At 73.2% G+C, this 13,581-nt stretch carries 12 protein-coding genes; 10 read left to right on the plus strand and 2 right to left on the minus strand.

Translation table 11 applies throughout. The features are described from left to right. Nucleotides 1-58: 58 nt before the first annotated feature. The 9 genes from AC1RSJ_RS02050 to AC1RSJ_RS02090 all read left to right on the plus strand — a co-directional run bounded on the left by AC1RSJ_RS02050 (nt 59) and on the right by AC1RSJ_RS02090 (nt 10,835). Entirely contained in the window at nt 59-1,294 is a 1,236-nt protein-coding gene (locus AC1RSJ_RS02050; protein ID WP_493116656.1) for an MFS transporter, read from the plus strand. After that, nucleotides 1,291-2,073: a TIM barrel protein gene (locus AC1RSJ_RS02055; RefSeq protein ID WP_493116657.1), complete on the plus strand. Its 783-nt coding sequence runs from the start codon at nt 1,291-1,293 to the stop codon at nt 2,071-2,073. The genes AC1RSJ_RS02050 and AC1RSJ_RS02055 overlap by 4 nt, the downstream gene beginning before the upstream one ends. Nucleotides 2,074-2,243: 170 nt before the next feature. Further along, nucleotides 2,244-3,893: an ABC transporter substrate-binding protein gene (locus AC1RSJ_RS02060; protein WP_493116658.1), complete on the plus strand. Its 1,650-nt coding sequence runs from the start codon at nt 2,244-2,246 to the stop codon at nt 3,891-3,893. A gap of 64 nt (nt 3,894-3,957) precedes the next feature. Next, on the plus strand, nt 3,958-4,899 hold the full coding sequence (locus tag AC1RSJ_RS02065; RefSeq protein WP_493116659.1) for an ABC transporter permease: 942 nt from the start codon (nt 3,958-3,960) through the stop codon (nt 4,897-4,899). After that, nucleotides 4,896-5,777, plus strand: coding sequence for an ABC transporter permease (locus AC1RSJ_RS02070; protein WP_493116660.1), 882 nt, complete (start codon nt 4,896-4,898; stop codon nt 5,775-5,777). The genes AC1RSJ_RS02065 and AC1RSJ_RS02070 overlap by 4 nt, the downstream gene beginning before the upstream one ends. Then, nucleotides 5,774-7,435: a dipeptide ABC transporter ATP-binding protein gene (locus tag AC1RSJ_RS02075; protein WP_493116661.1), complete on the plus strand. Its 1,662-nt coding sequence runs from the start codon at nt 5,774-5,776 to the stop codon at nt 7,433-7,435. Before AC1RSJ_RS02070 ends, AC1RSJ_RS02075 begins: the two co-directional genes overlap by 4 nt. Nucleotides 7,436-7,445: 10 nt before the next feature. Then, nucleotides 7,446-8,696, plus strand: coding sequence for an acyl-CoA dehydrogenase family protein (locus AC1RSJ_RS02080; RefSeq protein ID WP_493116662.1), 1,251 nt, complete (start codon nt 7,446-7,448; stop codon nt 8,694-8,696). Next, nucleotides 8,693-10,102, plus strand: coding sequence for an NtaA/DmoA family FMN-dependent monooxygenase (locus AC1RSJ_RS02085; RefSeq protein ID WP_493116663.1), 1,410 nt, complete (start codon nt 8,693-8,695; stop codon nt 10,100-10,102). Before AC1RSJ_RS02080 ends, AC1RSJ_RS02085 begins: the two co-directional genes overlap by 4 nt. A 16-nt stretch (nt 10,103-10,118) precedes the next feature. After that, nucleotides 10,119-10,835: an SDR family NAD(P)-dependent oxidoreductase gene (locus AC1RSJ_RS02090; RefSeq protein WP_493116664.1), complete on the plus strand. Its 717-nt coding sequence runs from the start codon at nt 10,119-10,121 to the stop codon at nt 10,833-10,835. 23 nt (nt 10,836-10,858) lie between these two features. Here AC1RSJ_RS02090 and AC1RSJ_RS02095 read toward each other — a convergent pair whose 3' ends face one another. Both AC1RSJ_RS02095 and AC1RSJ_RS02100 read right to left on the minus strand, forming a co-directional pair. Beyond that, on the minus strand, nt 10,859-11,140 hold the full coding sequence (locus tag AC1RSJ_RS02095) for a hypothetical protein (RefSeq protein WP_493116665.1): 282 nt from the start codon (nt 11,138-11,140) through the stop codon (nt 10,859-10,861). 165 nt (nt 11,141-11,305) lie between these two features. Further along, a complete protein-coding gene (locus tag AC1RSJ_RS02100) occupies nt 11,306-11,905 on the minus strand; it encodes a PadR family transcriptional regulator (protein ID WP_493116666.1) in 600 nt (199 codons plus the stop codon). Between the two features lie 71 nt (nt 11,906-11,976). Between AC1RSJ_RS02100 and AC1RSJ_RS02105 the strand changes: the two genes are divergently transcribed. Next, on the plus strand, nt 11,977-13,578 hold the full coding sequence (locus AC1RSJ_RS02105; protein WP_493116667.1) for an arylsulfatase: 1,602 nt from the start codon (nt 11,977-11,979) through the stop codon (nt 13,576-13,578). Nucleotides 13,579-13,581: the final 3 nt, after the last annotated feature.

Raw genomic sequence — 13,581 nt, forward strand, 5'->3', positions numbered from 1 at the left:
TCATGGCCCGCGGGTGCGAGAGTGGTCGCATCCCGCCCGCACCGTCCCGAGAGCACCCATGACCGCGACCCTGCTGCAGCGCCGCACCGCCTGCTTCACGATCTTCTTCTGCTTCGGCATCACGATGGCGTCGTGGGTGACCCGCACCCCGGACATCCGCGACCAGCTCGGCGCCTCGACGCTCGAGATGGGCTTCATCCTGTTCGGCCTGTCGGCCGGCGCGATGACGGGGGTGCTCGCCTCCAGTCCGCTGCTGCTCCGACTCGGCGCCCGGCGGATGGTGCTGCTCGGCTCGTCGTCCGCGGCGACCGGCGCCGCAGTGGTCGGCATCGGCGCGTTCGCGTCGAACGGCGTCGTCATCGCGATCGGGCTGGCGCTCATCGGGCTCGGCATGGGCGGCGCCGAGGTCGCGATCAACGTCGAGGGGGCGGAGGTGGAGGCCGGTCTGGGTCGCTCGACGCTGCCGACGATGCACGGCTTCTACAGCCTCGGCACGGTGGCGGGTGCGGTCGTCGGCATCGCCGCGACCGCCGTCGCCTTCCCGGTCGGCGTCCACCTGCTCGTCGTCGCGGCGATCGATGCGGTCGCCATGCTGCGGGTCGTCCGCCGCATCCCGGTCGAGGTCGGCCTCCGCGGACGGGGCCTGCCGTCGGCGGCCCGGACGGATGCCGCGCCGGTACCCGCGCACACGGCCGCGCGGCCGCTCTGGCGCGACCCACGGCTCCTGCTCATCGGCGCCGTCGTGCTCGGACTCGCGCTCGCCGAGGGCGCCGCCGGCGACTGGCTGCCGCTCGTCATGGTCGACGGGCACGGCTTCGACCCGGCGCTCGGCTCCGCGGTGTTCGCCGTCTTCGCCGCCGCCATGGCGACCGGCCGGCTGCTCGGCGGCCGGGTCGTCGACCGGATCGGACCGGCCGCGTCGCTCTGCGCCAGCGCGCTCGTGAGCGCCGTCGGCATCGCACTCGTGAGCCTCGTCGACGACCAGATCGTCGCCGCCGTCGGCACCGTGCTGTGGGGGCTCGGCGCGGCGCTCGGCTTCCCGGTGGCGATGTCCGCGGCCGGGCAGAGCGGCGACCGCCCGCAGCTCCGCGTCGCGATCGCGGCCCAGATCGCCTACGTCGCCTTCCTCGTCGGGCCGCCCGTGCTCGGCGTGCTCGGGCAGCAGGTCGGCCTCCGCATGGCGCTGCTCGTCGTGCTCGGGATGGTCGTCATCGCGGCCCTCGGCGCCCTCGGCGCCCCGCGCCGGACGTCGGTGCCGACCGCGCCGCGCACCGCGACGGAGGTCGACGCGTGACCGCCATCGCCGCCAACCTCGTCCTCATGTTCTCGGAGGCGGGGCCTGCCCTGGCCGATCGGGTGCGTGCCGCGGCCGCCGCCGGCCTGACCGAGGTGGAGATCTGGGGCTGGCGCGACGAGGACCTCGACGCGCTCGAGTCCGCGCTGCGCGAGACGGGCGTCCGGCTGCGCTCGCTCACGGTCGACCCGCAGCTGCAGCTCACCGATCCCGCGGTCGTCGACGACTACCTCGTCGCGGTGCGGGAGTCGCTCGTGGTGGCCGAGCGGCTCGGCTCGCCGAACCTCGTCGTCGTGGCCGGGCAGGAGCGCGACGGCGTGCCGCGCGCGGAGCAGCGTGCCGCCGTGGTCGCGACGCTGGCGCGCGCGGCGGCGGAGCTCGAGGGCAGCTCGGTGACGCTGCTGCTCGAGAACCTCAACACCCGCGTCGACCACCCGGGCACGTTCCTGTGGTCCACGCGCGAGGGGCTCGACATCGTCCGGGAGGTCGGCTCGCCGCACCTCGCGCTGCTGCTCGACGCGTACCACTCGGTGATGATGGACGAGGATCCGGCCACCGAGATCGGCGACGACATCGCCCTCGTCGGGCACGTGCAGGTCGCCGACACCCAGGGCCGCCACGAGCCCGGCACCGGCACCGCGGACTGGGACGGCATCCTGCGCTCGCTGCGGGCGCTCGGCTATCGCGGCACGTTCGGCATGGAGTACACGCCGGCGGCGGAGACCGTCGCGTCGCTCGAGCGGATCACGGCGATCATCGACCGGATCGACGGGGCCTGACGGCGCCCGCGCGGCTACACCCATCCGGCCGCCCCGACCACCCCCGGCTACACATTTCTTCTCACACGGCAACATTTCGACACCCCTGAGACAGGGGCGCCCGCCGGTGCCGATGATGGCGGTTCACCGTCCGGGTTCCCGGACGTCCGCGCCCCCACCCGGGAGAGGTCATGCCCACGCCACGCATCCGTCTCATCGCCATCGCGGCCGCAGCCGCCAGTGCCCTGCTGCTCGGCGGCTGCGCGGGTGCCGCGGCCGGCGACGACGGCGGCAGCGCGAAGCCCGTCGCCGGCGGCGTGCTGCAGGTGGGCGAGAACGGCGACGAGCCGCCGCTGCTCGACCCGCACCAGCTGTCGACGACCAACACGACCACGATCCTGCGGCCGATCTTCGACACCCTCGTGTGGGAGACGCCGAAGAAGACGTTCGAGGGCCTGCTCGCCGACAGCTGGGACATCAGCTCCGACGGCCTGACGTACACGTTCCACCTCCGCAAGGGCGTCACGTTCCACGACGGCTCCGCCTGGAACGCCGAGGGCCTCAAGGCCAACTTCGAGCACATCCTCGACCCGGCCACCGCCTCACCGCTCGCCGCGTCGTACATCGCGCCGTACGAGAGCTCGACCGTCGTCGACGAGTACACCCTCGACGTGAAGCTGAAGACGCCGTACTCGTCGTTCCTCAATGTGCTCGCCCAGACGTACCTGTCGATCGTCTCGCCGAAGCAGATCGCCGAGGACCCGAAATCGATCGCGACGCATCCGATCGGATCCGGTCCGTTCGAGTTCGTGAAGTGGACGAAGGGCCAGTCGATCGAGCTGAAGCGGTTCGACGACTACGACTGGGCCCCGAAGGGGTCGAAGCACACCGGGGCCGCCTACCTCGCGGGCATCACCTTCAACTTCGTCGCCGAGGACTCGGTGCGCTACAACGGGCTCGCCGCCGGCGACCTCGACATCATCGAGTGGACGCCGCCCCAGCAGGTGAAGCAGGTCAAGGCCTCCAGCGAGCTGGCGTTCCAGTCGACGGACCGCCCCGGCCATCCGTTCTCGTTCTGGTTCAACACCGCCCGGGCGCCGTTCGACGACCAGAAGGTCCGCCAGGCGCTCGTCTCCGCGGTCGATCGCGCCCAGCTCGTGAAGACGGTCTCGTTCGGCCAGTGGACGACGGCCGACGGCTACATCACGCCGGTCACGCCCGACTACGCGGCCAACGCGACGAAGATCCCGTTCGACGTCGACGAGTCGGCGAAGCTGCTCGACGAGGCCGGCTGGGAGCAGAAAGACGCCGACGGCTATCGCGTGAAGGACGGCAAGCGGCTCACCGCCGTCTACAACGACGCCGGCGTGGTGCAGCAGACGACGCAGTTCGCCGAGCTGATCCAGGCCGCGGCGAAGAAGGTCGGCATCGAGATCACGATCAACAAGGTGACGGCGCAGCAGTCGTCCGATCTGTCGGCGGCCGGCGACTTCGACCTGTCGGCGGGCATCTGGACGACGAACACGGCGGACGTGCTGTGGATCCAGTACTCGTCGCAGAACATCACGACGCCCGAGCGTCGCGGTCAGAACAGCTCGCGCCTCAGCGACGCGCAGCTCGACGACCTCCTCGACCGGGCGCGCGAGACCACGGACGGCGCCGAGCGCGCCGACCTGTACGAGCAGGCGCAGGCCAGGCTCGTGACGCTCGCCCCGGCGATCCCGCTCTATGTGCGACCCGACCTCGTGTCGTCCCACCGCTACGTCAAGGACGTCACGTTCGAGTCCGCGTACGGGGCGCTGTGGTTCTACGACACCTGGATCGACGCCGCGGCCAAGTGAGGCCTCCGGTGCGGCGCGCGTGGTGGCGCGCCGCACCGGAGCGGCGACATCGGAGGAGACTGACATGAGACGCATCGGGCGGCACGTCGCGTTGCGCATCGCGACCGCGGTCGGGGTGCTGTGGGGCGCGGCGACCCTGACGTTCCTCGCGATCCAGCTCACGCCGGGAGACCCCGTCTACGCGATCGTCGGCGGACCGGAGGCATCGCCCACCCGCGCGGTGATCGACCAGGTGCGCCGCGAGTACGGCTTCGACAAGCCGCTCTGGCTGCAGTACCTCGACTACCTCGGCCGCCTCGTCACGGGCGACCTCGGGCAGTCGTACCAGCTCAAGTCGCCCGTGGGCTCGGTCATCGGCGCCCAGCTCGGCGGCACCGTGCAGCTCGCCGCGTCCGCCGCGGTCACCGCGATCGTGCTGGCGCTCGTCATCGCCCTCGCCACCGCCCGGCGCACGCCGGCGCTTCGGTCGACCGTGTCCGGCATCGAGCTGGTCGTCGCATCATCGCCGGGGTTCTGGATCGGCATCCTGCTGCTGACGGTGTTCTCGTACGGACTGCACTGGTTCCCCGCGATCGGCAATCGCGGCCCGGCGAGCCTCGTGCTGCCGACGCTGACCCTCGCCCTGCCGATCGCCGCAGTGCTGTCGCAGGTGCTCCGCTCATCGCTCGAGGACGTGCTCGAGCAGCCGTTCATCGTGACGGCACGAGCACGCGGCCTCGGCGACGCGTCCGTTCGCGTCGGGCACGCGCTCCGCCACGCGCTCGTGCCGTTCACGACGATGTCCGGCTTCGTGATCGGCGGACTGCTCGGCGGCGCCGTCATCGCCGAGACGCTGTTCTCGCGGCAGGGGCTCGGGCGCATCCTGCTCGCCGCGGTGAACGGCAAGGACATGCCCGTCGTGCTCGGCGTCGTGCTGCTGGCGGCCGCCGTCTACGTGGTCGTCAACCTGGTCGTCGACCTGATCCAGCCCGTGATCGACCCCCGACTGAGGAGGGCTGCCGCATGAGCAGCGGGACCGCCGCCGACGTGCTCGCCGGTCTCGACACCAGGGCGCCGGTGCGCCGGCGCGCGCGCACCCGCCGGCTCGATCCCGGGCTGGTCCTCGCCGCCGCGGGACTCGCGCTCATCGCGATCGCGGCGCTCGCCCCGGCACTGCTCGCACCGTACGACCCGCTCGCGGTCGACCCCGTGAACGCGCTCGCGGCACCGACCTCCGCGCATCCGCTCGGCACCGACGAGAACGGCCGCGACGTGCTGAGCCGCCTCATCTGGGGTGCGGGCGCGTCGCTGCAGCTCGGCTTCGGCGCCGTCGCGATCGCCCTCGTCGTCGGCAGCGCGATCGGCATGGCCGCCGGAGTCGGCAACCGCGTGCTCGACGCGATCCTGATGCGGCTGACGGATGTCGGCCTCGCCTTCCCGGAGATCCTGCTCGCCCTGCTCGTCATCGCCACGCTCGGCGGCGGCACCCTCAACGCGCTGCTCGCCATCGGCATCGCCGGGGTGCCCGGCTACGCGCGGCTCGTTCGAGCGCAGACCCTCGCCATCCGCCGTTCCGAGTACATCGAGGCATCGCGCGCGCTCGGCCTGCACCCGGCGGCCGTGATCGTGCGGCATGTGCTGCCGAATGCGGTGCGGCCGGTCATCGTGCTCGCGACCATCGGCATCGGGACCGCGACGGTCGCCGGCGCCGCGCTGAGCTTCCTCGGACTCGGCACCCCACCGCCATCGCCGCAGTGGGGCGCCATGCTCTCGACCGCGCGCAACTACATCGACATCGCTCCCTGGTACAGCGCGTTCCCCGGGCTCGCCGTGACCCTGCTCGTGGTCTGCACGACCGTGGTCGGCCGCGCGCTGCAGCGCCGCTCCGAGGGGCGGACCCGATGAGCGCAGACCCGAAGACCGTGGACCCCGGCCCGCTCCTCCGGGTCGACGACCTGCGGGTGTCGTTCGGCGGCGAGCCGGTCGTCGACGGCGTCGGCTTCCACCTCGACCGCGGCGAGACGCTCGCCATCGTCGGCGAGTCCGGCTCCGGCAAGAGCGTCACCGCGCGCACGCTGCTCGGGCTCGCAGGCGACCGCGCGCGCATCGAGGCCGCGCGACTCGAGTTCGACGGCACCGACCTGCTTCGACTGCGTCCGACGGACTGGCGGGCGCTCCGCGGCGGCCGGATCGGGCTCGTGCTGCAGGACGCGCTCGTCTCCCTCGACCCGCTCCGCCCGGTCGGACGTGAGATCGCCGAGACGCTGCGGCTGCACACCGCGCTGACCGCCGACGAGCGGGATCGTCGCGTGATCGAGCTGCTCGGATCAGTCGGCGTGCCGCTGCCCGAGCTGCGGGCGCGGCAGCTGCCGAGCGAGCTGTCCGGCGGCCTCCGTCAGCGCGCGCTCATCGCGTCCGCGATCGCGGCCGGCCCCGAGCTGATCATCGCCGACGAGCCGACGACCGCCCTCGACGTGACGGTGCAGGCCCAGATCCTCGAGCTGCTCGGACGGCTGACCGGCGGCGGCACCGGCCTGCTGCTCATCAGCCACGACCTCGCCGTGGTGTCGCGCGTCGCCGATCGCGTCGCCGTGATGCAGCGCGGTGAGATCGTCGAGACGGGCGGGACCCGCGAGGTCTTCGCTTCGCCGGAGCACGAGTACACGCGGGCGCTGCTCGCCGCGGTGCCCGCCGAGCACGCCCGCGGCACCCGGCTCGTCGACGGCGGACCCGCCGCGCCTCGCCCCGAGCGCGGCGAGCTCGTGCTCTCGGCCGCCGGTCTCTCGAAGTCCTATCGCTCGCCCGACGGCGACGCGCGCCTCGTCGTCGACGACGTGAGTCTCGAGGTGCGCGCGGGGGAGACGCTCGGCATCGTCGGCGAGTCCGGCTCCGGCAAGACCACCACGGGGCGACTACTGCTCGGGCTGACCGAGCCGGATGCGGGCGCGGTGCAGCTGCTCGGCGCCGACCTGCTGGCCGCGCGCGGCGCCGCGCGGCGCTCGCTGCACCGGCGTGCCCAGATCATCTCGCAGGATCCGCTGAGCTCTTTCGACCCGCGCTATCCGGTCGGACGGCTGCTCGGGGAGGCGCTCGGCGTCGCCGGGGTGCCCCGCGCGCGGCGCCGCGCCCGCTCGATCGAGCTGCTCGACAGCGTCGGCCTCGGGGCCGAGCACCTGCGCCGCCGCCCGCTCGAGCTCTCGGGCGGCCAGCGTCAGCGCGTCGCCATCGCACGCGCCCTCGCGCCCGAGCCGGCGCTCATCCTGCTCGACGAGCCGGTGTCGGCGCTCGACGTGTCGGTGCAGGCGCAGGTGCTCGACCTCCTCGCCGACGTGCAGGCCCGAACCGGCGTCGCGTACCTGTTCGTATCGCACGACCTCGGCGTCATCCGCCACCTCAGCGATCGCGTGCTGGTGATGGCCGACGGCCGTGCGGTCGAGACCGGCGACGCCGAGCAGGTGTTCCAGCACCCCGCGCACGCCGCCACCCGCGCTCTCGTCGACGCGCTGCCACGGCTCCGCGATGCCGAGCATCCGCATCATCCGACCGCGTCCGTCCCCAGCTGAGGAGACCAGCATGACCATCACCGACGTCCGCACCGAGGGCGACCTGCTGGCGCGGTTCGCGCCCGTCTTCGACGAGATCGCAGCCGGCGCCGTGGAGCGCGAGCGCGAGCGGATCCTGCCGTTCGAGCAGGTCGCGCAGCTCCGCGAGGCGCGGTTCGGCGCCCTCCGGGTGCCGGTCGAGCTCGGCGGACTCGGCGCCTCGGTACACGAGCTCGTCGAGCTGCTCATCGAGCTCGGCGCCGCCGACTCCAACCTGCCGCAGCTGCTCCGCGGCCATCTCGCCTTCGTGGAGGGGCGCCTCGCCGAGCCGGATCGCGATGCGCAGGAGCGCTGGCTGCGGCTCGCGGCCGAGGGGCTCCTGTTCGGCAACGCGCAGGCGGAGCGCGGACCCGCGACCGCGTCCGGCACGACGCTCGAGGAGGCCGGCGACGGCTTCGCGCTGAACGGCACCAAGTACTACAGCACCGGCACCCTCTTCGCGGACTGGATCTGGTCCACCGCGAAGCTCGACGACGACCACGTCGGCGTCGCGCTCGCGGCCGACCTGCCCGGCGTGGAGCGGCTCGACGACTGGGACGGCTTCGGCCAGCGCCTGACCGGGAGCGGCACCACGCATTTCCGGTCGGTGCCGGTCGGCGACGACGCCGTCATCCGCTTCGACCGCGACGGCGACGGCGGGAGCGCCCACGAGGCGGTGACCGCGTTCTACCAGATCGTGCTGCTCGCGACGCTGGCCGGCATCGGCCAGCGCGCGCTCCGCGACGCGGTCGAGTTCGTGCGCCCCCGCACCCGGACGTTCGGCGTGCCGGGCGAGTCGAGCCCGCGCGCCGATCCACTCGTGCAGAGCGTCGTCGGCCGGATCTCGAGCCAGGTCGCCGCCGTGCGCACGATCGTCCTCGGCGTCGCCGACGCCCTCGATACGCTGCACGCGAAGCGCGAGGACGGTCGGGCGCGGCCCGACGACTTCACGGCGGTCGAGATCGCCGCATTCCAAGCGCAGCAGGTCGTCATCCCGCTCGTGCTCGACACGGTCACGCGGGTGTTCGAGGTCGGCGGCGCCTCCGCGACGAGCGAGTCGCTGCGGCTCGACCGGCACTGGCGCAACGCCCGCACGGTCTCGTCGCACAACCCGCTGATCCAGCGCGAGCGGGCGATCGGCGACTGGGAGCTCAACGGCACTCGACCCGCCGGCTGGCGGGATCCCGCGAAGCCGGCCAGCACGGACGCCGCCGCGGCGGCGGGAGAGGAGCGCACGCGATGAGCGGACGCGACCGGCCCCTGATCCTCAGCCTCTTCGAGATGGCCTCCGTCGGCCACCTCGCCCACGGGATGTGGCGGCATCCGCGCGATCAGCGCACCCGCATCCACGACCTCGACTTCTGGCGCGAGCTCGGCGGGCTGCTCGAGCACGGCACGTTCGACCAGGTGTTCCTCGCCGACGTCGTCGGAGCGTACGACACCTTCGGCGACGGGCTCGCGACACCGGTGCGCGAGGCGTTCCAGATCCCCGCGCACGATCCGCTCATCGTGCTCGGCGCTCTTGCGGACGCCACGGACCACCTCGGGCTCGCCGCGACCTTCTCGACGACGTACGAGCATCCGTTCCCGTTCGCCCGCCGACTCGCGACCCTCGATCACCTGTCGAGGGGCCGGATCGCCTGGAACGTCGTCACCTCGTACCTCAGCAACGCCGCCCGCAACTTCGGGCTGCCGGAGCAGCTCGACCACGACGACCGCTACCGGATCGCCGACGAGTTCCTCGATGTTGTCTACAAGCTGCTACTCGGGTCGTGGGAGCCGGGGGCGGTCGTGGACGACGCCGAGCACCGGGTCTACGCCGACCCGGATCGCGTGCACTACATCGACCACGTCGGCGACCGCTTCGCCGTGCAGGGCCCGAGCCTCGTCTCGCCGTCGCTGCAGCGGCTGCCCGTCATCGCGCAGGCGGGCAGCTCGCTGACCGGTCTCGCGTTCGCCGCGCGGCACGCCGAGCTGGTGTTCGTCGGCGGCGGCAGCCCGGAGGAGATCCGCGACAACATCGCCGCGATCCGCCGCCAGGTCGCCGAGACCGGACGCGACCCGCAGAGCATCGCGTTCATGTTCGGCATCGACGTGATCGTCGGTCGCACGACCGAGGAGGCGGAGGACCGCGAGCGCGAATACCGCCGCTACGCCACTCCGCCGGGCGTCATCGACCACGCGAAGCGCGGTCCGGACCTCGCTCGCTACGAGCCCGGGGAGCTGGTGGAGCACATCATCGCGCGGGAGGACGAGGGCTTCCGGATGCTCATCCGCGGCTGGCGCCCGGGGCAGACGGTCGGCGACCTCCGGGCCGCGCAGGCCGAGGGGCGTCGACGGCCGTTCTCCGTCGTCGGCTCGCCCAAGGAGGTCGCGGACGCGCTGGAGAGCTGGGCGGAGATCACCGGCGCCGACGGCTTCAACGTCGGCCAGCGCGTCTCGTTCGAGTCGGTGCGCGACTTCGTGGAGCTCGTCGTGCCCGAGCTGCGCCGCCGTGGTCTGGTCCGCGAGTCGTACCGCGACGGCGAGACGCTGCGCGAGCGGCTGCTCGGCCACGGTCCGCTGCCGCACGCGACCCATCCGTCCAGCCGCTACCTCGACCCCGCGCAGCTGCGGGCCGCCGCACGCGGCGCCGCGGTCGCACCCTGACGGGCGGATCGACGGGATGCGCCGCCATGCGCTGCTGTTCGGAGCCGGTCCGGCGTTCGGGTTGGAGGTCGGGCGTCGTCTCGCGGCCGAGCGCTTCACCATCCACCTGGTCGGCCGGACGCCGTCCCGCGTCGCCGCGACGGCGACCGTGCTCCGCGAGGCCGGCGCCGGGGTGACCGAGCACGTCGTCGACCTCGCCGACCACCGCGCCGCGGCCCGCGAGACCGCGGATCTGCAGCGCTGGCTACCCGGCATCGACGCTGTCGTCTACGCGCCGGCGGACGCGCATCCGCAGCAGGTGCCCGCCGTACAGCTCGACGGCGACGAGCTGGAGTCCGAGCTCTCCGTGCCGTTCGTGACCCCGGTGTCGATCATCCACGAGGTGCTGCCGGGCATGCGCGCCCGCGGTTCCGGCTCGATCATCGTCGCCCAGCGCGGCCCGGTGCGGACGCCCTCGGATGCCGCCTCCCGCGACGCCGACGCCCAGGCCGCGCTGCTGCGCCACCTCATCGACCTCGACGCGAGCCTGCGCTGCGAGGGCAGCCGGGTGCGCGTGGCGAGCCTGCAGATCGACGGCGTGATCGACCGCAGCGCCGCAGCCGAGCTGCTCGAGACGACGCCGCTCACCGAGGCCCAGCGCGCCTCCATCCGCCGGGTCGCGCCGGAGCAGCTCGCCGAGCTCGTCTGGCGCATCATCACCGGCGACGAGAAGCTGCTCGAGGTGCGCGCCTAGCGGCTGCGCCGACCCGGCGGTGATCAGCTCCGCGCGGGGCCGGGAGCGTCGACGAGCCAGTCCGCGTCGTCCGGGGGGCCGGGCTCGTAGGGGCGGTCGTCCCCGCGGGCGTACTCGATGTGGCCTTCCTCGACGGGCCCGACCAGGCGGTAGTCGGTGACGCGCGACTCGCCGCTCTCGTCCTCGTAGCGGAGGCGCACGCGCGCCACGGGCGAGCCGTCCTGCTGGAAGAAGACGCCCGGGTACACCGCGCGCGCTTCCGGGTCGTCGGGATCGCTCAGCACTGCGGTGTAGGTCTCGGCCACATCGCGACGGTAGCGGCTGCCGCAACGGCCGCGTCCGACCGTGCCCCGCTTCCCAGCCGGTGTCGAGCGTCCGACGCATTGCCGAGCGCCATATTCCACTTGTAGATTAGTGGTGACCCGATCGATGAGGATGCGGAGACCATGGGCGATCCGCCTGCGTCCGGCTCAGCCGCGCTCGGCCACCATCCCGGCCAGCCGCAGCTCCGCGATCTCCAGCCAGGTGACGAGGCTGCCGACCATGAGATGGCCGCGGTCCTGCTGCAGGAGACCGGCCTCCCGCATCCACGCCCGCTGCGCGTCGGGGGCGTCGTCGGGCAGCAGCTCCGCGACGCCGCGGTCGATCGCGTCCGACTCGTGGACGCGGGCCGCGGCCTCCGACCGGCGCCGCTCGGCCAGCTCGATGCGCACGAGCTCGAGCAGCTTGCCGGGTCCGCGCACCGCGCTGAAGCGCAGCCGCACCTGGAAGTCCGGGTCGAGCGGCCGCGGCGAGGGCACGTAGGGGGAGTCGATCCACTCCTCGAGCCGGGCGATGCCCTCCTCGGTGGCCGAGTAGACGCGCGCGTCCGGCCCGGCATCGCGCTGCTCGACGGCGGAGCGGGTGAGCCCGCCGTCCTCCATCGCGCGCATCTGCCGGTAGACCTGCGAGGTCTGCGCCGAGTACCCGACGAACGGCCCGGCCGTCTCGAGCCACTTCGCCACGTCGTAGCCGGTGCGCGGCCGCGCGCGCAGGAGGCTCAGCGTCACGACCTCGAGGCGGTTGATCATCGGGCCGAGACTAGCGAACCGCGCCATCCCCGCCGTCGACACCACGGCACCGCCCCCGAGAGGACCGCCGCATGAGCGCCCGCCCGAACATCGTGATCCTGCTCGTCGACGACATGGGGTTCTCCGACGTCGGCTGCTACGGCGGCGAGATCCCGACGCCGAACGTCGACCGGCTCGCGGCGCGGGGCGTGCGGCTCAGCGAGTTCTACAACACGGCACGCTGCAGCCCGTCGCGCGCGTCGCTGCTGACCGGGCTGCATCCGCACCAGACCGGCATCGGCGAGCTCGTGAACGACGACGGCGAGGGCGGCTACCGGGGGAGTCTCAACGAGCGCTGCGCGACCATCGCCGAGACGCTCGGGGATGCCGGCTACCGCACCGGCATGGTCGGCAAGTGGCACATGTCGGCGGAGCGCGAGACGCCGTCCGCGTCGTGGCCCACCCGCCGCGGCTTCCAGTCCTTCTGGGGCACGATCGGCGGCGCGGCCAGCTACTTCCGGCCGACGACGCTCCACGATCAGGAGACGCCGATCGACGCGGCGGACCTCCCCGCCGACTTCTACTACACGGACGAGATCGGGCGCCGCGCGGCGGACTTCGTGACCGAGGCCGCGGCCGGCGACGAGCCGTTCCTCGCCTACGTCGCGTTCACGGCGCCGCACTGGCCGCTGCACGCGCTGCCGGAGGATGTCGAGGCCGTGCGAGGCCGCTTCGACGAGGGCTGGGACGCGCTGCGGAGCCAGCGCCGCGAGCGCCAGGTGGCGGACGGGCTGCTGGACGGCGACGCGACCCTCGACCGCCGCGACCCGACCGTGCCGGCGTGGTCCGACGAGCCGGAGCAGGCCTGGCAGCTCGAGCGGATGGAGGCATACGCCGCGCAGGTGCATGCGATGGACCGAGCCGTCGGCCGGGTGCTCGACGCGCTCCGCGACGCGGGCGCCGAGGACGACACCCTCGTGCTGTTCCTCTCCGACAACGGCGGCTGCGCCGAGGAGCTGTCGGCCGAGCCGGCGCACCAGGAGGAGTTCCGCGGGCACCGCCTGATCATCCCGCCACACGCGGAGGACGGCTCGCCGATCAAGGTCGGCAACGCTCCGCACATCCATCCCGGCACCGAGGACACCTACTCCAGCTACGGCATCGCCTGGGCGAACCTGTCGAACACGCCATTCCGGCTCTACAAGCGCTGGGTGCACGAGGGCGGCATCTCGACGCCGCTCATCGTGTCGTGGCCGGCCGGCGGCCTCCCAGCCGGGCGGCTCGCCGCCGGCCCGAACCAGCTGACGGATGTCGTGCCCACCCTGCTCGAGGCGGCCGGCGTCGCCGCCCCCGTCGAGCGCGCGGGTACGCCGCTGCCCGCGCCGCCCGGGCGCAGCATGCTCACGCTGCTGCGCGGTGCGGCGGCCGAGCCCACCCGCGACCTGTTCTGGGAGCACATCGGCAACGCGGCCTTCCGTCGCGGCGACTGGAAGCTCGTGCGCGAGGACGGTTCGGCGTGGGAGCTCTACGACCTCGCGGTCGACCGCAGCGAGTCGCACGACCGCGCGGCCGAGCATCCGGAGCTCGTGGCGGAGCTCGCGGCGGCGTGGCAGCGGCAGGCCGACGCGGTCGGCGTCATCCCGTATCCCGACGTGCTCGCGGCCCGCGCCCGCGCCGCCACCCAGCTGCTCTGAGAT

The organism is Schumannella sp. GW821-FHT10F01 (assembly GCF_058809295.1).

What these genes read in the sequence shown, in the direction of transcription:
- AC1RSJ_RS02050 (WP_493116656.1), top strand. Translation starts at nt 59, where the DNA reads ATGACCGCGACCCTGCTGCAGCGCCGCACCGCCTGCTTCACGATCTTC.
- AC1RSJ_RS02060 (WP_493116658.1), top strand. Translation starts at nt 2,244, where the DNA reads ATGCCCACGCCACGCATCCGTCTCATCGCCATCGCGGCCGCAGCCGCC.
- AC1RSJ_RS02065 (WP_493116659.1), top strand. Translation starts at nt 3,958, where the DNA reads ATGAGACGCATCGGGCGGCACGTCGCGTTGCGCATCGCGACCGCGGTC.
- AC1RSJ_RS02070 (WP_493116660.1), top strand. Translation starts at nt 4,896, where the DNA reads ATGAGCAGCGGGACCGCCGCCGACGTGCTCGCCGGTCTCGACACCAGG.
- AC1RSJ_RS02075 (WP_493116661.1), top strand. Translation starts at nt 5,774, where the DNA reads ATGAGCGCAGACCCGAAGACCGTGGACCCCGGCCCGCTCCTCCGGGTC.
- AC1RSJ_RS02080 (WP_493116662.1), top strand. Translation starts at nt 7,446, where the DNA reads ATGACCATCACCGACGTCCGCACCGAGGGCGACCTGCTGGCGCGGTTC.
- AC1RSJ_RS02085 (WP_493116663.1), top strand. Translation starts at nt 8,693, where the DNA reads ATGAGCGGACGCGACCGGCCCCTGATCCTCAGCCTCTTCGAGATGGCC.
- AC1RSJ_RS02090 (WP_493116664.1), top strand. Translation starts at nt 10,119, where the DNA reads ATGCGCCGCCATGCGCTGCTGTTCGGAGCCGGTCCGGCGTTCGGGTTG.
- AC1RSJ_RS02100 (WP_493116666.1), bottom strand. Translation starts at nt 11,905, where the DNA reads ATGATCAACCGCCTCGAGGTCGTGACGCTGAGCCTCCTGCGCGCGCGG.
- AC1RSJ_RS02105 (WP_493116667.1), top strand. Translation starts at nt 11,977, where the DNA reads ATGAGCGCCCGCCCGAACATCGTGATCCTGCTCGTCGACGACATGGGG.